17 protein-coding genes are annotated in these 18715 nt (G+C 39.0%); 4 read left to right on the top strand and 13 right to left on the bottom strand.

What is annotated here, in order from left to right; all coding sequences use genetic code 11:
• Window positions 1-2 precede the first annotated feature (2 nt).
• Window positions 3-1289 (bottom strand): NAD(P)/FAD-dependent oxidoreductase, encoded by a 1287-nt coding sequence (locus RM541_RS14190; RefSeq protein WP_311500795.1) that lies wholly within the window; start codon window positions 1287-1289, stop codon window positions 3-5.
• 96 nt (window positions 1290-1385) lie between these two features.
• Here RM541_RS14190 and RM541_RS14185 point away from each other — a divergent pair, with 96 nt between their 5' ends.
• Window positions 1386-2093, top strand: coding sequence for a DUF547 domain-containing protein (locus RM541_RS14185; RefSeq protein ID WP_311500794.1), 708 nt, complete (start codon window positions 1386-1388; stop codon window positions 2091-2093).
• A 71-nt stretch (window positions 2094-2164) separates the two neighbouring features.
• Here RM541_RS14185 and arsM read toward each other — a convergent pair whose 3' ends face one another.
• The 5 genes from arsM to RM541_RS14160 form a co-directional block, all read right to left on the bottom strand.
• Window positions 2165-3133 (bottom strand): arsenosugar biosynthesis arsenite methyltransferase ArsM, encoded by a 969-nt coding sequence (arsM, locus tag RM541_RS14180; RefSeq protein WP_311500793.1) that lies wholly within the window; start codon window positions 3131-3133, stop codon window positions 2165-2167.
• Between the two features lie 3 nt (window positions 3134-3136).
• Window positions 3137-3949, bottom strand: a complete 813-nt coding sequence (locus RM541_RS14175; RefSeq protein WP_311500792.1) for a purine-nucleoside phosphorylase — start codon at window positions 3947-3949, stop codon at window positions 3137-3139.
• Between the two features lie 7 nt (window positions 3950-3956).
• Window positions 3957-4571, bottom strand: coding sequence for a TIGR04282 family arsenosugar biosynthesis glycosyltransferase (locus tag RM541_RS14170; RefSeq protein ID WP_311500791.1), 615 nt, complete (start codon window positions 4569-4571; stop codon window positions 3957-3959).
• A gap of 15 nt (window positions 4572-4586) precedes the next feature.
• Window positions 4587-5642 carry an arsenosugar biosynthesis radical SAM (seleno)protein ArsS gene (arsS, locus tag RM541_RS14165; RefSeq protein WP_311500790.1) on the bottom strand — a complete coding sequence of 352 codons (1056 nt, stop codon included), beginning with the start codon at window positions 5640-5642 and terminating at the stop codon, window positions 4587-4589.
• 68 nt (window positions 5643-5710) lie between these two features.
• On the bottom strand, window positions 5711-6046 hold the full coding sequence (locus tag RM541_RS14160; RefSeq protein WP_311500789.1) for an arsenosugar biosynthesis-associated peroxidase-like protein: 336 nt from the start codon (window positions 6044-6046) through the stop codon (window positions 5711-5713).
• Window positions 6047-6765: 719 nt separating this feature from the next.
• Between RM541_RS14160 and RM541_RS14155 the strand changes: the two genes are divergently transcribed.
• A complete protein-coding gene (locus RM541_RS14155) occupies window positions 6766-7785 on the top strand; it encodes a helix-turn-helix domain-containing protein (protein WP_311500788.1) in 1020 nt (339 codons plus the stop codon).
• A gap of 164 nt (window positions 7786-7949) precedes the next feature.
• On the opposite strand, the gene groL is transcribed toward RM541_RS14155, so the two are convergent.
• From groL to miaB, 7 genes are all read right to left on the bottom strand, one after another.
• On the bottom strand, window positions 7950-9587 hold the full coding sequence (groL, locus tag RM541_RS14150; RefSeq protein WP_311494894.1) for a chaperonin GroEL: 1638 nt from the start codon (window positions 9585-9587) through the stop codon (window positions 7950-7952).
• A 72-nt stretch (window positions 9588-9659) separates the two neighbouring features.
• The gene (locus tag RM541_RS14145) at window positions 9660-9935 is read right to left on the bottom strand and encodes a co-chaperone GroES (protein ID WP_311494895.1); all 276 of its coding nucleotides are present in this window, start codon (window positions 9933-9935) and stop codon (window positions 9660-9662) included.
• A gap of 152 nt (window positions 9936-10087) precedes the next feature.
• Window positions 10088-10414 (bottom strand): preprotein translocase subunit SecG, encoded by a 327-nt coding sequence (gene secG / locus RM541_RS14140; RefSeq protein ID WP_311500787.1) that lies wholly within the window; start codon window positions 10412-10414, stop codon window positions 10088-10090.
• Window positions 10415-10416: 2 nt separating this feature from the next.
• Window positions 10417-11331 (bottom strand): DUF8458 domain-containing protein, encoded by a 915-nt coding sequence (locus tag RM541_RS14135; RefSeq protein ID WP_311500786.1) that lies wholly within the window; start codon window positions 11329-11331, stop codon window positions 10417-10419.
• Window positions 11331-11834, bottom strand: a complete 504-nt coding sequence (locus RM541_RS14130) for an LptE family protein (protein ID WP_311500785.1) — start codon at window positions 11832-11834, stop codon at window positions 11331-11333. Before RM541_RS14130 ends, RM541_RS14135 begins: the two co-directional genes overlap by 1 nt.
• 56 nt (window positions 11835-11890) lie before the next feature.
• Window positions 11891-13156 carry a sigma-54 interaction domain-containing protein gene (locus RM541_RS14125; RefSeq protein ID WP_311500784.1) on the bottom strand — a complete coding sequence of 422 codons (1266 nt, stop codon included), beginning with the start codon at window positions 13154-13156 and terminating at the stop codon, window positions 11891-11893.
• A gap of 61 nt (window positions 13157-13217) precedes the next feature.
• Window positions 13218-14663: a tRNA (N6-isopentenyl adenosine(37)-C2)-methylthiotransferase MiaB gene (miaB, locus tag RM541_RS14120; RefSeq protein ID WP_311500783.1), complete on the bottom strand. Its 1446-nt coding sequence runs from the start codon at window positions 14661-14663 to the stop codon at window positions 13218-13220.
• Window positions 14664-14799: 136 nt separating this feature from the next.
• Between miaB and RM541_RS14115 the strand changes: the two genes are divergently transcribed.
• Together RM541_RS14115 and topA are read left to right on the top strand one after the other, a co-directional pair.
• Window positions 14800-16038, top strand: coding sequence for an LVIVD repeat-containing protein (locus RM541_RS14115; protein WP_311500782.1), 1239 nt, complete (start codon window positions 14800-14802; stop codon window positions 16036-16038).
• A gap of 153 nt (window positions 16039-16191) precedes the next feature.
• Entirely contained in the window at window positions 16192-18714 is a 2523-nt protein-coding gene (gene topA, locus RM541_RS14110) for a type I DNA topoisomerase (RefSeq protein WP_311500781.1), read from the top strand.
• The last annotated feature ends 1 nt before the right edge of the window (window position 18715 follow it).

Here is an 18715-nt window from a genome sequence, read left to right as displayed (position 1 = left end):
TGTTACGCCTTTTCAAGCTCATTCTTAAAACTCCTAAAAATTTCCTTTTCATGACGGGTATAAAACTCCGGGTCGAAATTAGCTTCTTTAAGGTTAGCCAGGACATAGCCAATACTCCTCTTTTCATTTAACCAGCGGTCAAAAACTTCGTGGCGCATCCTTATCCCGAAGGTGTTTATTCCGAGAAACTGGCTGGTTTCAGTATTATAACCAATCGTAATTGCTTTCGTGTTGTCTTTATGTTGCCAGTGAAAATGCTGTTCGTTTTCTTTAGGTTTAGCCCAGACCCAACCGTAAGTTTGATATTCAATATCAAAAAATTTAGCGCTGTTAAACCAGTTTCCGGGGTTATATTTCAATCTGTTTCCGGTAAGTGTTTGTGCAAGGGTTTCGCCCATCATTCTGCCGGTATACCATACGGCTTCCACAGCTTTTCGCTGGCCTAAAACTTCCCGTTGTTGTGCGCAATCGCCAATCGCATATACTTCCGGTACATTAGTTTCCAGGTAATTGTTGACCAAAATGCCCTTTTCAATTTCAAGTTCTGTATCCTTCAGGAAATCGACGTTTGGATGCACTCCCACGCAAAGGCCTACAAGCTGACATTCGATTTCTTCCCCGCTCTTGGTAATAACTGCTCTTACTCTTCCGTTTTCGTCCGGTAGGATTTTGTGAAGTTCGGTTTCATGTCGCAGATCTACGTGATGGGATTTAATATGATCAGAAATCATCTGCGCATCTTCATGAGGCAAGACATTACCCCAAAAAGCTTTTTCGCGAACCAGGATGGTTACTTCAATTTTTCTGGTGCGTAGCATTTCTGCCAGTTCAACAGCAATCAATCCGCCGCCAACAATAACCGCATGCCTGCAATTATCAGAGTTTTTTTCGAGAAGCTGAAGGTCCTGCTTTGTTACCAGCCCCTGAACTCCTTCGAGGTTTTCGCCTTCCCAATTGTATTTGTTATACGCAGAGCCTGTGGCGAGCACCAGTTTGTCGTAATTCATAGATTCTTCTGAAGAAAAAAACAACTGTTTAGACTGAAAGTCGATTTTCTCTACATGCGCCGACTTTAAATTGATCCTGTTTTTCTCCCAAAACCAATCAGCATAAGGCTCAAGATGTTCCCATTTCATATGCCCCATATAAACATACATGAGCGCCGTACGCGAAAAAAAGTACTCATTTTCGTCAGAAATAACGGTGATTTTTTTATCAGAATGCTTCCGGATATGTCTTGCCGCAGTAATTCCTGAAATTCCGTTACCTATAATGACGATGTGCTCCATATTTTTTATAGTTTAGAAGGTTTGCAGGATGGTTCGATTATTGAAAGTATAAAAAAATACACGCAATAGTCCGAACAACCTTAATTTTAAGATTTGATGAAGCATTTAACCTTTTTGATTCTGCTGTTTTCCGCAGTTCTTTCAGCGCAAGATACATCTCAATTTTTTAACAAAGCAGACAATTTCTTTCAGTCTTATGTTGAAAACGGAAAAGTAAAATATGCTGAGATAAAAGAAAATCCGAAGGATTTGCAGGAGCTGCTGAACCTGGCAAAAAAAATTAGAACGAGCCCTGAAGAGGAAGAAATTTTCCAGGCTTTCTGGATTAATGCTTATAATCTTGCCGTGATTGACGGAATAGTAAAAAAATATCCTGTTAAATCTCCGCTGGATATTGAAGGTTTTTTTGATGAACAACCCTATAGCCTCGGCTTAAAATCGGTCACTTTAGATGAAATCGAACACGAATTACTTTTTGGGAATTTCCCTTTAGAAGAGCGATTTCATTTTGCATTGGTTTGCGCTGCAAAAAGTTGTCCGCCGTTAATTTCTGAAGCATATAAACCGGAAACCCTTGAGCAACAGCTTGAGGAGCAAACAGTCAAAGTGTTAAATGATCCGGAATTTATAAGAGTATACGAAAATAAGATTTTGCTTTCGGAAATATTTAAGTGGTACAAAGAAGATTTTACGAGCGCAGGAAAGAACCTTATTCAGTATATAAATGGCTACAGGAAAAATAAAATTTCTGAAAGAAAGAATACCGGTTTCTATGAATATAACTGGGAACTAAATGATTGGTAGGAAGGTATAAACTTGTTTTAACCCTCACAGGTTTTTAAAACCTGTGAGGGTTAAATCTGTTAATAAAAAACCTAACAACAACCGCCGCCATCATAGTGAAAGGTAGATTCGCTGATAAAAATATCATTCCTGTTTAAATCTGCCAGTGCTGCCGCTGTCTTGTCACAAACTGCCAATGGCTGGTTTTGTAATAATACGTGACTTTTTTTATCATCGAAGTAATCCTCGTCTCCGTAGTAAATTGCAGCTTTTCCAGTAAAAATACAAGGTCCGTCTTCAGGCATAGGGTCTTTTATAGCCGCCACTTCAACAGATTCTATAAAGATTAATTCGTCTGTAGGATAATGTTTGGGATCAAGAATCCGATAAGGTTTCCTCGCGCGTATTTCTATAGTTCCGAAGCCAACATCGGTGAGCGCTTTTAAATAATCGTTAAGCGAAAGTGAGCCGCTAAGGCATAAAGCCCTTAAACGCTCGTCATTCCGCAGTTCGTCCTTCATTGGTTGCTCGCAGATGGGATCGCTCATTACCAATCTTCCATTTGGTTTTAGCACCCGGTACATTTCTTCAAGTGCTTTTTTAAGATCTTCGGTTTTAAAGATGTTGAAAAGACAATTCTGAGCTGCAACATCAATGGAATTTTCCGCCACGGGTAAATCCAACGCATCACCTTTTTTTAATTTAACAAAATCACTCTTAAACCAATTATTCTGAAGTTCGGCTTCAGTGAAGTTTTTTCTGGAAGCTTCCAGCATTTCATCTACAGAATCTACTCCAATAACTCCGCCTTTTGTTCGGGAAAAATAGGCGAACTGAAGCAGCTCCATTCCTCCACCAACTCCAACATATAAAATCTTTGGGTTTTTAGAAAGATCACGGGGATGAACAGTACTACCGCAGCCGTAATTCATCTCCTGCATGATCTTCGGAATTTTTAATCCCGGTAATTCCCAGATTGGATTTGTAGTGCAGCACAACCCAACATCTGGAGTAAGCGCAGCATCTCGGTAAATATTTCGTGTGGTTTCGAGGTAGCTCATGTTTTATAAATTCTTAATTATTTCCTTAAAAAGGGTAATCATGTTAGGTTCGGCTTTTTCGGCCATGGCAATTATATCCTCGATCTTCACCGGTTCAAGGTTATCAGGATCACCTTCATCAGTAATTACAGAAACCGCCGACACCGGAATTTTTAAGTGATTTGCCACAATAACTTCAGGAACGGTACTCATTCCCACGGCATCTGCACCAATCATTTTCAGGTAACGATATTCAGCCTTTGTTTCCAGTTGCGGTCCAAGCACAGAGGCATAAACCCCCTTGTGCAGGATAATATTGTTCTTTTTAGCCGATGCTTCTAAGGATTTGTTCATTTCGGGATCGTAAGGCTGGCTCATATCTACAAACCGCTCTCCTAAATGCTCCACGCCATGAAAGGCGAGGGGAGAGCCTCCCTGGAGGTTAAGGTGATCTTCAATAAGCATAATTTCACCCTTTTTGAAGTTGAGGTTTATAGATCCGGCAGCGTTGGAAACCAATAATTTCTGAATGCCCAAATGCTTCATTACCCTCACAGGATAGGTAACGTCCTGTAGCGAGTAACCTTCGTATAAATGAAAACGCCCCTGCATTACCACTACTTTCTTTCCTTTCAGGCTACCGTAGATAAGTTTTCCTTTATGAAATTCTACCGTCGCAGTTGGAAAATAGGGGATGTGGTTGTAACTGACTTCGGCTTCTATTTCAATTTCATCAATTAATTTCCCAAGTCCGGTGCCGAGGATAATTCCAATTTGCGGAGCATCAAATCCATGGGAAATAAGAAAGTCTGTAGATTCTTTAATTTGTTTTATCATAATAGTGTTATTTCAGGAATTGCTGAAAAGCAGGATGATCCTTGATATCTTTAAATGTATCGACATCATTCCGGGTTTTTAGTAATTTTACCTGATGGTCTTGTAAATCTTTTAATGTATCCTGAAGAACAGAACTTGTTCCCCAGTTTTTACTCTTGAATAACGCTGAATTTAGGCTTTTCATTCCTAAAAAATAATAGCCGCCATCTTCTGCAGGACCTATTACAAACTCATTCTGCTGAAGTTCTGCAAAAGCTTCTTCTAAATCTTTTTGCTGAATTTCAAACAAATCACTGCCGATAATTGCAATTTTTTGATACCCATCCTGAAAGCCTTCTAAAAAAGCATTTTTCATCCGTTCACCCAAAGAACCGCCTTTCTGAAGCCTTTTCTCAAAAAAATTATTATTCCAAACGTCATTTTCCTGAATTTCTTCAGAATAGTACACCCTTTTCGTGATTTTTAACTCTTTTGTAACCGAGACCGTATGCTTCAGAAGAAATTTATAGATTTCTAACGCATTTTTCTCTCCTGTCTCCTTTGCAAGCCGTGTTTTTACCTTTCCCAACTCCGGATTTCGGGTAAAAATGAGAAGAAGATTACCCTTTGAATTTTTCTGCATCGATAATTGTCAATTTTAGGCTACTGTTCCCTGGCAGCTACTACCTGCACCGGCCGTACAACCGTAGCAATGCTGGGAAATTAGAATTTCTCTGTCATTAAGCAAATCTTCATTATAATCGCTAATGTGTTTCACCTTGCTATTTACTTTTAGATCCAGCATCTGGTTAAAATCGCAGTCGTAAAGCCAGCCGTCCCAGCTTACCGAAATGGTATTGGTACACATTACATTTTCTACCGCCGCAGGATTATAAGCTTCAACCAGGGCGTACATATAATCTTCATAATTTTCTGAAGCTATTAAGAACTCCAGAAACCGGCTTATTGGCAGGTTTGTAATAGCAAAAAGATTGTTGAAATCAATATCGAAATCCTTTTTAAGAGCTGTTTTAAAATCCCGTTCCATGGCCTCCTGATTGGTAGGTAAAAATGCCCCGGAAGGATTATAAACAAGATCGAGTTTTAGACCCGTGTTTTCCTGTGCATAGCCAACTTTATTGAGCATTTGCAAAGCTTTTATGGATTTATCAAAAACTCCGCTGCCGCGTTGTTTGTCGGTTTTCTCCTTTTTATAAAAGGGCAGGGAAGAAATTACATGTACGTTATACTCTTTGAAGAATTCCGGTAAATCGTGATACTTTTTGTTTGCCAGGATAATTGTAAGATTGGAACGGACGATAAAGTCCTTAATTCCGGCTTTAGAGGCTTCCTCCACGAACCAGCGAAAATTCGGGTTCATTTCTGGTGCGCCACCGGTTAAATCCAAAGTATGAGCTCCAGTGTTTTTAATCACTTCCAGGCACTGTTGCATGGTCTCTACGGTCATAATCTCCTTGCGATCTGGACCAGCATCTACATGGCAATGCGAACAAACCTGGTTACACATATAACCCAGATTAAGCTGAAGAATTTCCAGCTTCTTTGGCTTTAGCGGAAGCTTGTTCGTTTCGGCAATTTTGTCTTTAAAACGCGGAAGTTCACCGTCGCTAAAAAGTCCGTTGTTGAGGAACTCCAGTTGTTTTGAAGGACTGGAAAGGTCGTCTTCTCTGGCTTTTAATGATTTTAAAGGCATACGGGAATAGTCAATAAATTGAAAAAAGTTGGGTGCTGTTGCTTTTAGACGAATAACTTCAGACGAAATTACATGCTGAGTTTCTTATACTTATTCATCATTTGTACGCCATGTACAAGGGTGGCCCCACTTTCTATCGCAGCTCCTGCATGTACGGCTTCCATCATTTCTTCCTTTGTAATTCCGCGTTGCAGTCCGTCTTTGGTGTAAGCATCTATGCAATAAGGACATTTAACCACGTGAGAAACGGCAAGTGCGATAAGCGATTTTTCCCGGGCGGTAAGTGCGCCTTCTTCAAATACTTTCCCGTAGTAATCAAAAAACTTAGATCCTAATTCTTCACTCCATTCTGTAATTTCCCCAAATTTCCTTAGATCTGCCGGATCGTAATAATTTTTAGCCATAGTTCTTTTTTGCAATAAATATAAGGGTTTATATGCAGCTCTACGAAATCGTAAATGAAAAGGATATTGAAATGATTATTATTTCAGTAAAAAGATTCGCTATTGATCATGATTCTTACATTTGAGAAAAATGGAGTGCAATAGCTTTTTGAGGTACTGCTTTTAAAATTTCAGTTTAACTGAAATATATAAGAAGAATTGAAGAAAAGTTTCAGCTTAATTAGAAAGAGCCACTATAAATTAATGACTTTATAACAAATGCAGGATAGACTTAGGGAAAGCCGGAATCATTAAAAAGATTTCTCTTTTTTCTTTTTTAATGTCTTGATCATTTTTCTGATAAGGAAATATGAAACGACCAGGACAACTACTATTTCCAGTCCCAGTAATACGTAAACCAATGTCATAAATTGTATATTTAGAAACAGAAGAACATAATCCGCCGCTATTTTAGAAATTAAAGGTCCTTTTTTTCATTAGATCTCATTACTGTTATTCGAATTAATCTTAATTCATATGTTATTTTTAGTGAAAAAATTAGATTGTGTGACGGGAATAACGTTTTTCCCATTACTATTATTCTAATAGCCATAAAATGTGCTGAGTACTCTTTGAAATGGAGGCAAATATTAATTTTACGTTCCCGAAAAAAATTAGAGTATTAAATCAAAAATAGGAAGCTACGGGGCTTGTTAAAATGGCTTGAAGCCTCATAAAGAATGAGAATAGACGTTAAAACCTTACCTGTACATGAAATAATTCAGGATATAGCAGAATCTATAAGTGCTTCTGTCAGAAACGGAAGTGGAGAAATCACACTCGAAATACCTGAAGAAATAGGAGAAGGGTTTATTAGAGGCTCTAGTTTTGATTCCGGAATTGGTTTTATTGCCTATAACTGTAAGTTCTATGAGGACGTTCAAATATGTTTCTCTTTAAACACCGTTCATCCTCTGAAGTTTATTTTTTGTTCAGAAGGGAGCGTAGGACATGCTTTTCAGGATTCTGCAAAGATTCATACCATAGAGACCTATCAAAATATAATTGTTTCCAGCAGTGGCTACAACGGCCATGTGTTACATTTTAAAGCCAATCAGAGTACTCACGTATCGAGTCTGGAAATTATAAGGTCTGTCTTTAGCCGAAGACCAAATCACGACTTTAAAGATCTTGATCCCACATTAACCAGTCTTTTTAGAGATGAGGTAGCAGAGCAGCAATTTTTTTACCAGGGAAATTACAGCATAAAGGCAGCAGACCTTATGGATGAGGTCAACCAGAAAAATTTAACCGGATTTTTACGTTCTATTTTCCTTGAAGGAAAAGCGTATGAAATGTTGGTGATCCAGATTTCACAGTACCAGGACGATGAAGATGAAAACAGGCTGCCGCAAATTTTAAGAAAATCTGATATCGACAAAGTAGATTATGTGGCAAAGAGAATTCAGGGGGATCTTGGTAGCAATCTTACGGTGGAGTCGCTGGCCAAAGAGGCGGGAACCAATGTAAATAAGCTTCAGGAAGGTTTTAAGTATGTTTATGATCTTACTGTAAACAAATACATGCAGCATATAAAGCTGGAAGCAGCAAAGGAAATGCTTATGAATTCTGAAAAGAATATTTCTGAAATAGTTAGTGCGATTGGTCTGAATAACCGAAGTTACTTTTCCAAGATTTTTAAAGAAAAATACGGAGTAAACCCAAAATATTTTCTAAAAACAAGAGGAAAGCAAGAGTAATAATTCTGCGTTTTCCTAAAGTAGCTTAACGACTACTAGATACCGAAAATTGCCCTTTTTCGTAGTACATTTTTTCAGAAGAAAATTTTTATCGGACTAATAGATATTAAAAAACCCGCTTCAGTAAAGAAGCGGGTTTAAGTTTATTCGCTGTGACCGTGCCACTACATCATTCCTGGCATTCCGCCGCCCATTCCGCCTGGCATTCCACCGCCACCGTTATCTTCTGGGATGTCAACTAACGCACATTCTGTAGTAAGGATCATTCCGGCAACAGAAGCAGCATTTTCAAGAGCTACTCTTGTTACTTTCTTAGGATCGATAATACCGGCTTTCATCATATCAACAAAAGTGTCGGTTTTTGCATCGTATCCAAAGTCTTTATCACCTTCAAGTACCTTATTAATTACCACAGAACCTTCACCACCCGCATTCTCTACGATAGTACGAAGAGGAGCTTCGATAGCCTTAGCGATAATTTTAATTCCAGTAGCTTCATCAGCATTTTCAGAAGAAATATCTGAAAGTACTTTTATAGCACGTACAAGTGCAACACCACCACCGGCTACAATTCCTTCTTCCACAGCCGCACGGGTTGCGTGAAGTGCATCGTCTACACGGTCTTTCTTCTCTTTCATTTCAACTTCAGAAGCTGCGCCAACGTAAAGTACAGCAACACCACCTGCTAATTTTGCAAGACGCTCCTGTAGTTTTTCCCTGTCGTAATCTGAAGTTGTAGATTCGATTTGAGCTTTGATCTGGTTAACGCGATCTTCAATGTCTTTCTGCTCTCCAGCGCCATTTACGATTGTGGTATTATCTTTATCAATAGCTACTTTCTCTGCAGTACCTAATTGATCGATAGTTGCATTTTCAAGAGTAAATCCTCTTTCTTCAGAAATTACCGTACCACCGGTAAGAAGAGCGATATCTTCTAACATTGCTTTTCTTCTGTCTCCAAAACCTGGTGCCTTAACAGCAGCAATTTTTAAAGAACCTCTAAGTTTGTTTACAACCAAAGTAGCAAGTGCTTCTCCGTCTACATCTTCAGCAATAATTAAAAGAGGTTTTCCAGATTGTGCTACAGGTTCAAGAATTGGAAGAAGGTCCTTCATTGAAGAGATCTTTTTGTCGAACAATAATATGTAAGGACTTTCAAGATCTGCAGTCATCTTTTCGCTATTGGTAACGAAGTATGGAGAAAGATAACCTCTGTCAAACTGCATACCTTCCACTACGTCGACGTAAGTTTCGGTACCTTTTGCTTCTTCTACAGTAATTACTCCTTCTTTTCCTACTTTTCCAAAAGCTTCAGCGATCAATTCACCTATAAGCTCATCGTTATTTGCAGAAATGGAAGCTACCTGCTTAATTTTTTCAGAAGAATCACCAACCTCTTTAGTCTGGTTGGCAAGGTCTGCAGTTAAAGCAGTTACCGCTTTGTCGATTCCTCGTTTAAGGTCCATAGGGTTTGCACCCGCAGCAACGTTCTTCAAACCTTCTTTTACGATAGCCTGTGCAAGAACTGTAGCTGTGGTAGTACCGTCACCGGCAAGATCATTGGTTTTAGAAGCAACTTCTTTTACCATCTGAGCTCCCATGTTCTCAAGAGGATCTTCCAGCTCAATTTCTTTTGCTACTGTAACTCCATCTTTGGTTACTGTTGGAGCACCAAAGGATTTACTGATAATTACATTACGTCCTTTAGGACCTAAAGTTACTTTTACTGCATTTGCAAGAGCATCCACACCGCGTTTAATTCCGTCACGTGCCTGAATGTCAAATTTTATATCTTTTGCCATTGTTTAAATTTTTTTCCTGAATTATTCAGGGTAATTGGTTAATCTTTAAATTTTCTGAAAATTAAAAAGAGTTTATACTATTGCAAGTATATCGTCTTCTCTCATGATTAGGTAATCTGAACCTTCCAGCTTAAGCTCGGTACCGGCGTATTTGCCATAAAGAACCATATCCCCAACATTTACAGTCATTTCGTGGTCTTTTGTTCCTTTACCTACGGCAACAACTTTACCTCTTTGTGGTTTTTCCTTAGCGGTTTCCGGAATGTAAATTCCTGAAGCAGTTTTAGTTTCTGCTGCAGCAGGCTCAATAAGAACTCTGTCTGAGAGCGGTTTAATGTTTAATCCCATTTTTAGTATTATTTAGGTTAATTAATTTTTTAACTCGACAGTGAATGTTTCGAAAATTGTGCCACTACACAATAACTGACAAATGGCAAAAAAAAATGCCAGCTTGTCATAAGCTGGCATTTATATGCTTTTTAAGGTAAAGAAGTAGTATGCTACTCTTCGTTTGTTACTGGTTGCTGCACAGGTTGCGGTACATTCATTTCAACATCAGTATCACTTTCAAAAACTCCTGTAGAGCCTGGACCATCATCCATAATTGTTACATTGGAAAGTAAAATAAGGACGAGTAGTAAAGTAGCAAGAGTCCATGTGCTTTTGTCTAAAAAGTCATTGGTTTTCTTTACGCCGCCTACCTGTTGTCCGCCGCCTCCAAAAGAAGAAGAAAGTCCGCCTCCTTTAGGATTTTGTACCATAATCACTACAATAAGCAAAAATGCTACTATAACTATTAAGGCTAAAAAAATTGTGAATGTGCTCATTCTTAGTCAGTATTATTTTCTTGTAATTTCTCGATTGCCCGAATTTGGTCTGCAAAGAAACCACTTTTTTCGGGATTTTTCAAAATTAATATTTTATAAGCCTGTATCGCTTTTTTATAGTTTTTCTGCTCCAGGTAAACCTTGGCTAAAGTCTCTGTCATTAAAGCTTCGGGGGTGACAGAGCTCCTTTCGGCAAGATTGGTTTTACCAGTTGATTTTCCCGGTTTTATTTTGGGGCTTTTAGAAATAAACTCATCTATAAGATCAAACTTCTTCGAATGGGCATTCTCGTCTTTATCCTGTTTTTCCCCTTCTATTGTTTCTTTTTCTTCTTTGGAAGAAGAAGTTTCTCTTTCTACCGGTTTTGCAGAAGTCAATCGTAACCATTCTGCAAAAGAATGTGATTCTGAAGCATTAAAGTCCAAAGGCTCCCCAATTTTCAGTTCTTCTTCTTCCGGAGAGGTGTTGGTCGATATTTGCCTTTTTTCGGGTGTCTCTTCTTTTTCCGGTCTTTCAAAAAGAGCAGGATCCATCACTCTTTCAGATTCAGATTGCTTCATTTTTATGGCATCGTCTATAGCCATACTTCTTTTTCCATGGACTTCTTCAGCTTCAAAGACCGTAATTTCTTTCAGTCTTTTTTCCTGCTCTTTAATCTGCTCTGCAATCTGATTTTGATTAAATTCAGGAGAGGTGATATAATCGAACAGCACACTTCTATCTGTAGTATAAGCTGCGGTTTTCTTTAATGCACTGTTATAGCTAAATGACCTGTTTTCTTTAAGACCTTTTAATCTAAGTGCCCGGGCAGCCTGAAAATAAGGATATTTAATAAGGATTTCTTCCAGTTCGCCGGAATGTTCTTTGGTTACATTCCCGGGATGCTGCAGTAAATATGTGAAATCATTTATATCCATTACCAATCTGTTAAAGCAGCATTAAAAACATCCTGGGTTATACGTGTGTAGATTTCATCAAGGGCTGTTTCCAGGTCTCCACCCACTAATTGCGTGGTAGCCGGATAATCGTAATAGAAGGAGAAAACACGCTCAAAGTCCTTTTCTGGCTCAAGTGTATTATAAAATCTCACATTTACAGCAATTGTCAGCCGGTTTTGAGCGGCAGTATTATTTGCTGTGGAGGTCATAGGCGCAACATAATAATCCACAATTTCGCCCTCAAAAATGAGATCCGCATTTTCATTGGCAAGGCTCAGGTTGGTCTGATTCTGAATTAGATCCTGAAGTGCCAGTGTGAAAAGTCTGTCAATTCCCGGCTCCACAAGATCGGCCTGGTTCTGGAAGAAATTCACCTGAAAAGATTCTGCATCTCCTGTGTTGGCACCGGTGAAAGAATATATTCCGCACGACTGAAGACTCAGTAATAAAATGGAACAGAATAGGATGGTGAACTTTTTCATAAATTTTTATCAGTATTGTCGCCCAGTTTAAACTGGCAGCTTAATTTAACCTTTAATCAGAGATCGTATTGTTTTATTTTCCTGTAAAGTGTTCTTTCGCTAATCCCTAATTCTTCGGCTGCAGCCTTTCTTTTTCCTGCATGGCGTTCGAGAGATTTTTTAATTAATTCCAGTTCTTTATCCTGTAAAGAAAGTGTTTCCTCTTCTTCAATCTCTTCTGCGAAATAATATTTATCCCGCGCATCCTGAAGTTCAGACTTGGGACTATTTTGCGGGATCTGCAAAACTTCCATTCTTTCGTTTTCCAATTCTTCTGTGTCTATATCTTCTTCATCTTCACCATAGATTTTCTGAATAAGACTTTCATTTTCATCCTGAACCTTTTTAGAATCTCCATCTTCCATTAACTTCAAAGTAAGCTTTTTAAGATCATTCAGGTCATTTTTCATGTCAAAGAGAACTTTGTAAAGAATTTCTCTTTCGTTGCTAAAATCTCCTTCTTTCCTTTTTTCTGAAATGATTGCAGGCAAGTTACTGCCAATATCAGGCAAATAATGTTTCAGGTCTTCCGCATTGATGCTTCGCTGTTGCTCAAGTACAGATATCTGCTCGGCAATATTCCGAAGCTGCCGAATGTTCCCACCCCAGCGGTATTTAAGTAGCAACTCCACAGCGTCATCTTCCAGTCTTATTGTGGGCATCTTATATTTAAGTGCAAAATCTGCAGCGAACTTCCTGAAAAGCAAGTGGATATCACCTTTTCTCTCCCTTAACGGGGGCAGATTAATTTCTACCGTACTTAAGCGATAGTACAAATCTTCCCGGAATTTCTCTTTCTTGATGGACTCGAACATGTTGATATTGGTAGCTGCGACTATCCTTACATCTGTTTTCTGAACCTTTGACGACCCTACCTTAATAAACTCCCCGTTTTCAAGTACACGAAGAAGTCTTACCTGGGTAGGAAGGGGTAATTCCCCAACTTCATCGAGAAAAATCGTACCGCCATCTGCAACTTCAAAATAGCCGTTACGTGTCTGGGTCGCACCTGTAAAAGCGCCTTTTTCGTGCCCAAAAAGCTCGCTGTCTATTGTTCCTTCCGGAATGGCGCCGCAGTTAACAGCGATGTATTTCCCATGTTTTCTATGAGACAGGGAGTGGATGATTTTTGGGATGCTTTCTTTTCCCACACCGCTCTCCCCGGTTACCAGCACAGATATATCTGTTGGGGCAACCTGAATAGCTTTTTCTACGGAGCGATTCACCTTTGGGTCGTCTCCTATAATTCCAAACCTTTGCTTTATTGCTTGTACAGATTCCATTTAATGCGTGCAGTATTGAGTATTAAGTAATCAGTATCTAATCAACTGAAACATTTAACTGTTAATTATTATCGCTTAGTTCTATAGCTTCGCCAATTAATGTGGCGCTGGTACAATCATTAATCTTTACATTAACAAAATCTCCTATTTTGTAATCTCCCTTCGGAAAAACGGCAACTGTACTTTGCTGCGTTCTTCCGCTCCATTGAGCATCAGATTTTTTAGATTCTTTTTCTATTAGAACTTCTACAGTCTTTCCAATAAAAGTCTGTGTCCTGTATAAACTATGTTTACGCTGAAGGTTCACAATTTCTGTAAGTCTTCTTTTCTTTGTTTCTTCCGGGACATCATCTTCAAATTTTCGCTCTGCCATTGTTCCGGGTCTTTCAGAATAAGAAAACATATATCCAAAGTGATACTTTACATACTCCATTAATTCCAGAGTATCCTGGTGGTCTTCTTCAGTTTCTGTGGGGAATCCGGTAATAATATCATGTGAAATTCCGCAGTCGGGTATTAATTTTTTGATATTATCAATCATTTCAAAATACTCTTTCCTGGTATGCAGACGGTTCATTTTCTTTAAGATTCTATCGCTTCCACTTTGCACCGGGAGATGGATATAGTTGCAAATATTCCTGTAACTGGCCATAGTTTCGATAACGTCCATAGTCATATCCTGAGGATTGGAGGTCGAAAACCGAATTCTCATCTTGGGTTGTGCTTCGGCGCATAACTTCAGTAAAGCTGAGAAATTAACCGAAGTGGCTTTTTGCATTTCCGAAGCATTTTTAAAGTCTTTCTTAAGTCCACCACCGTACCATAAATAACTATCGACGTTCTGACCTAGTAACGTAATTTCTTTAAAGCCTTTTGCTGCCAGATCATTTACTTCTTCCACAATGCTTTGTGGATCCCGGCTTCGTTCCCTGCCCCGTGTAAATGGTACTACGCAAAATGTACACATATTATCACAGCCACGGGTAATAGAAACAAAAGCCGATACCCCAGTGCTTTGTAGCCGTACAGGAGAAATATCTCCATAAGTCTCATCTTTTGAAAGCAATACGTTTACCGCATCTCTACCTTCTTCCACGTCATTGATGAGATTTGGCAAATCCTTATATGCGTCTGGACCCACCACGAGATCAACAATTTTTTCCTCTTCAAGGAATTTACTTTTGAGGCGTTCTGCCATACAGCCCAAAACCCCGACTTTCATTTTCGGGTTTATTTTTTTAACCGCATTGTATTTTTCAAGACGCTTCCTTACTGTCTGCTCTGCTTTTTCCCTAATGGAACAGGTATTTACCAGCACAAGGTCTGCTTCTTCCAATTTCTGAGTGGTGTCAAAGCCCTCTTTAGAAAGTATTGATGCTACAATTTCGCTATCGCTAAAATTCATGGCGCAGCCGTAACTTTCTATAAAAAGTTTGCGGCTATTGCCTTTTCTGGGCTCCATTACCAGGGTGTTTCCCTGTTGTTTCTCGTCTAATATCTTCTCCATAACACAGCAATAACTTTGGGTATTTTCGACGGACAAAGATAGTGTTAAACAAATTTGTGACAAAGTGACAGTGATTATTTTATAAATTTCACGCAACCTTTTTCGATTCCGTGCATCTAAAGGAAAATTAACCATCATGAAAAAACGAACATTTATTCCTTTTCTGGCCCTGTTCCTTTTGTTTTTTACATCTTGTGAGAAAGAAGAACCGGCAGGAGAATATTATGAAGTAGCTGTGCCCATCACACAGTCTATTGCTGAGTTCCGTGCTTCTGTAAAAATTCAGGAGCCGAGGGTAATTACCGAAGTTGGTAAGATATACTCTTATAAAGACTATGTTTTTGTAAATGACAAATATCAGGGCGTTCATGTAATCGATAATCGTGACCCTTATGCACCGAAAAAGATTCAATACATCAGTATTCCCCGGAATTTAGATATTGCTGTGAAAAACGATATGCTGTATGCCGACAGTGGAATGGATCTGGTGGTTTTTGATGTTTCGAATATCGAAAATATTAAAAAGGTGGAAAGGGTGAAGAATGTTTTTCCTAATACCAACTTCAATGTTCCTGCAGAGGCGGCGTTTGTAGATACTAAAAGTTTTGATCCTGAGCAGGAGGTTATTCTTGGATACTCTATGGAGAGAAGACGTATAGAAATGGCTGCACAGCCCGGTTGGGCAGTAGATAATGCTGCTTTTGAAAGTTCTGGGGGGAACAGTACTGGAACGGGAGGTTCTTTAGCCAGATTTAAAATTGTTTCAGATTATTTATATGTCGTAGATCAACAGAATATTTCGGTTTTTGATATAGCGGCTCTTTCGCAGCCCAAAAAAGTTTTTGAAGAGTATGTAGGCTGGGATATTGAAACAATTTTTAATCAGGAGGATCATCTTTTTTTGGGTAGTACCACCGGGATGTATATATATAGTATAGAGAATCCTGAATCTCCTGCTTTCGTTTCCATGATAAGACATGTATTGGGGTGCGACCCTGTGGTAGTAAAAGATGATATAGCCTATGTCACGGTGCGTGGAGGCAATTTTTGTGGACAGCAGGAGAGCGAACTTCTGGTAATTGATGTTGCAGATAAATCCAATCCTCAAACATTAAAGAGCTATGAGATGGAAAATCCATATGGGCTTGGAGTAAGAGGTGATCAACTTTTTATTTGCGATGGTGATGCCGGATTGAAAATTTACGATACAACAAATACCCCCTATCTTACAATGACAGATCATTTTGAGGACGTTAACACCTATGACATTATTCCTCTGGATGAAGTGTTGTTAATGATTGGGGGCAATATTTTACATCAATACAATTACAAGAACAACCAAATTAACCTTATAAGTTCCTTTAGTCTGGATTAGTTCTTGTCTGTTTTTTGTTTTGTGGCCCGCATTTTTGCGGGCTTTTTTGTTATGGTATTGTGAAGTGGAAAAATGTTTTAAGACGGTTTATTGTGAAGATTTATCTGGTTAAAAAAAAAATCATATACTTTTGCACGAATTAATATTTGATTTATGGCAAAGAATTTAGTGATTGTGGAGTCTCCTGCCAAGGCCAAAACCATTGAGAAGTTCCTGGGCAAGGATTTTAAGGTGGCGTCAAGCTTTGGGCATATTGCAGATTTACCCACAAAAGAACTTGGGGTAGACACAGAAGGGGATTTTACACCTAAATATATAGTTTCTAAGGATAAAAAAGATGTAGTCCGCAAGCTGAAAGGTTTGGCAAAGGATGCAGGAATGGTCTGGCTGGCGAGTGATGAAGATCGTGAAGGAGAAGCGATTGCCTGGCATTTGGCAGAAGAACTGAAACTTGATAAAGCTAAAACGAAACGAATTGTTTTTCACGAGATTACTAAATCGGCTATTTTAAAGGCAATTGATAATCCTCGTGATATAGATTATAACCTTGTGAATGCGCAGCAGGCAAGGAGAATTTTAGACAGGTTGGTGGGATACGAACTTTCACCAGTCTTATGGAGGAAAGTAAAAGGAGGACTTTCAGCAGGTCGTGTTCAGAGCGTTGCGGTTAGATTAATTGTAGAACGCGAACGTGAGATTACGGAATTTACCCCTGAAGCTTCTTATAGGATTGATGCTGAATTTTCTACGGAAGAGGGTAAAACATTTAAAGCTAAAATTCCGAAGAATTTTAATACAAAAGAGGAAGCACGCAAATTTCTGGAGCAAAATTTAGAAGCAAAATTTATAGTAGCAGATCTTACTACTAAGCCGGCAAAGAAATCTCCGGCACCACCATTTACCACGTCTACGCTGCAACAGGAGGCTTCCAGAAAACTTTATTTTTCTGTAAGTAAGACGATGACTATGGCGCAGCGCCTTTACGAAGCCGGTCATATCACTTATATGAGGACCGATAGTGTAAACCTATCTGATGATGCCAGAAAAGGAGCTAAGAAGGAGATTTTAAAGGCTTATGGGGAAAAATATGCAAAATCGCGACAGTTCAAAGGAAAAACGAAAGGAGCACAGGAAGCGCATGAGGCGATACGTCCCACAAGTTTTGAGAATCATTCTGTAAATGCAGATAGGGACCAGCAAAGGCTATATGAGCTTATCTGGAAAAGGGCGATTGCTTCACAGATGAGTGAAGCACAACTGGAACGTACCAATGTTAAGATTGAAGCAGATAAACATGATAAGCAGTTTACAGCAAATGGCGAGGTTCTTAAATTCGATGGATTTCTAAAGGTATATTTAGAAGGGTCTGATGAAGAAGATGAGGAGCAAAGCGGAATGTTGCCTGCTCTTAAGCAAAACGAAAGTCTTGAGAATGAATATATTTCGGCCACCGAAAGATTTACCCGTCCACCATACAGGTATACGGAAGCTTCTTTGGTTAAAAAGCTTGAAGAATTAGGTATTGGCCGTCCGTCCACATACGCTCCTACTATTTCTACCATTCAGAACAGGAAATATATAGATAAAGGCTCTGTAGACGGAAATGAGCGTGATTATGCACAGCTTTTTCTGAAGCAGAATAAGATATCTGAAGAAAAATTAACCGAGACCGTTGGTAGTGACAAGGGCAAACTTGTACCTACTGCGACAGGGATGGTGGTCAATGATTTTCTTGTAAACCACTTTTCAAATATTCTAGATTATAATTTTACCGCGAAAGTGGAGCAGAATTTTGATGATATAGCTGAAGGGAACGAGGAATGGACGCATATGATGAAGGAATTCTACAAAGATTTCCATCCACATGTGCAGGATGTTGCAAAGAATGCCGATCGAGAAGTTGGAGAACGCATCCTTGGTGAAGACCCTGAAACTGGCAAGCCGGTAAGTGTGAGATTGGGCAAATTTGGGCCTATGGTACAAATTGGTTCTGTGGAAGATGATGAAAAACCGAAGTTTGCAAGTTTAGGTCCGGACCAGACATTAGATTCGGTTACCTATGAAGAGGCTATGGATTTATTTCAGCTTCCGAAGACACTGGGTGAATATAAAGGAGAGAATGTAGAAGTGAACAATGGGCGATATGGTCCGTATGTAAGGTTTGGGAAAAAGTTTGTCTCACTGGAAAAAGGAGAAGATCCGTTAAATGTGGATTTTGAGCGGGCGATGGAGCTTGTAAAGGAAAAGGAGAAGGCTGATGCCCCAATTTACACCTATGAAGATCTTCCGGTTCAAAAAGGAGTGGGACGTTTTGGTCCTTATCTAAAGTGGAATGGTATTTTTATTAATGTAAATAAAAAATACGATTTTGATAATCTTTCCGCAGAAGATATTGAAGCTCTTATTGAAGATAAAAAGAAGAAAGAGCGGGAAAAGGTGATCCATAACTGGGAAGACGAAGGGATTCGTGTGGAAAAAGCCCGATGGGGAAGATCTAATGTTATAAAAGGAAAAACAAAGGTAGAGCTGCCAAAAACTGTTGATGCCGAAAAGCTTACGCTGGAAGAGGTGAAGGATATTCTGGATAAGAAATCCAAAAAGAAAACACCTGCAAAGAAAAAGTCTGCGGCTAAAAAGAAAACGACAACGAAGAAGAAAACTACTAAAAAGAAGTAGC

Origin of the sequence: Autumnicola psychrophila (genome assembly GCF_031846645.1) — a bacterium.
Classification (GTDB): Bacteria; Bacteroidota; Bacteroidia; order Flavobacteriales; family Flavobacteriaceae; genus Autumnicola; species Autumnicola psychrophila.
Note: the sequence above shows the minus strand (reverse complement) of the source record. Positions and strands in the feature narration are given on the sequence as shown.

What these genes read in the sequence shown, in the direction of transcription:
- arsS (WP_311500790.1), bottom strand. Translation starts at nt 5,642, where the DNA reads ATGCCTTTAAAATCATTAAAAGCCAGAGAAGACGACCTTTCCAGTCCT.
- arsM (WP_311500793.1), bottom strand. Translation starts at nt 3,133, where the DNA reads ATGAGCTACCTCGAAACCACACGAAATATTTACCGAGATGCTGCGCTT.
- RM541_RS14115 (WP_311500782.1), top strand. Translation starts at nt 14,800, where the DNA reads ATGAAAAAACGAACATTTATTCCTTTTCTGGCCCTGTTCCTTTTGTTT.
- RM541_RS14155 (WP_311500788.1), top strand. Translation starts at nt 6,766, where the DNA reads ATGAGAATAGACGTTAAAACCTTACCTGTACATGAAATAATTCAGGAT.
- miaB (WP_311500783.1), bottom strand. Translation starts at nt 14,663, where the DNA reads ATGGAGAAGATATTAGACGAGAAACAACAGGGAAACACCCTGGTAATG.
- RM541_RS14125 (WP_311500784.1), bottom strand. Translation starts at nt 13,156, where the DNA reads ATGGAATCTGTACAAGCAATAAAGCAAAGGTTTGGAATTATAGGAGAC.
- RM541_RS14170 (WP_311500791.1), bottom strand. Translation starts at nt 4,571, where the DNA reads ATGCAGAAAAATTCAAAGGGTAATCTTCTTCTCATTTTTACCCGAAAT.
- groL (WP_311494894.1), bottom strand. Translation starts at nt 9,587, where the DNA reads ATGGCAAAAGATATAAAATTTGACATTCAGGCACGTGACGGAATTAAA.
- RM541_RS14190 (WP_311500795.1), bottom strand. Translation starts at nt 1,289, where the DNA reads ATGGAGCACATCGTCATTATAGGTAACGGAATTTCAGGAATTACTGCG.
- RM541_RS14160 (WP_311500789.1), bottom strand. Translation starts at nt 6,046, where the DNA reads ATGGCTAAAAATTATTACGATCCGGCAGATCTAAGGAAATTTGGGGAA.
- secG (WP_311500787.1), bottom strand. Translation starts at nt 10,414, where the DNA reads ATGAGCACATTCACAATTTTTTTAGCCTTAATAGTTATAGTAGCATTT.
- RM541_RS14185 (WP_311500794.1), top strand. Translation starts at nt 1,386, where the DNA reads ATGAAGCATTTAACCTTTTTGATTCTGCTGTTTTCCGCAGTTCTTTCA.
- topA (WP_311500781.1), top strand. Translation starts at nt 16,192, where the DNA reads ATGGCAAAGAATTTAGTGATTGTGGAGTCTCCTGCCAAGGCCAAAACC.
- RM541_RS14145 (WP_311494895.1), bottom strand. Translation starts at nt 9,935, where the DNA reads ATGGGATTAAACATTAAACCGCTCTCAGACAGAGTTCTTATTGAGCCT.
- RM541_RS14175 (WP_311500792.1), bottom strand. Translation starts at nt 3,949, where the DNA reads ATGATAAAACAAATTAAAGAATCTACAGACTTTCTTATTTCCCATGGA.
- RM541_RS14130 (WP_311500785.1), bottom strand. Translation starts at nt 11,834, where the DNA reads ATGAAAAAGTTCACCATCCTATTCTGTTCCATTTTATTACTGAGTCTT.
- RM541_RS14135 (WP_311500786.1), bottom strand. Translation starts at nt 11,331, where the DNA reads ATGGATATAAATGATTTCACATATTTACTGCAGCATCCCGGGAATGTA.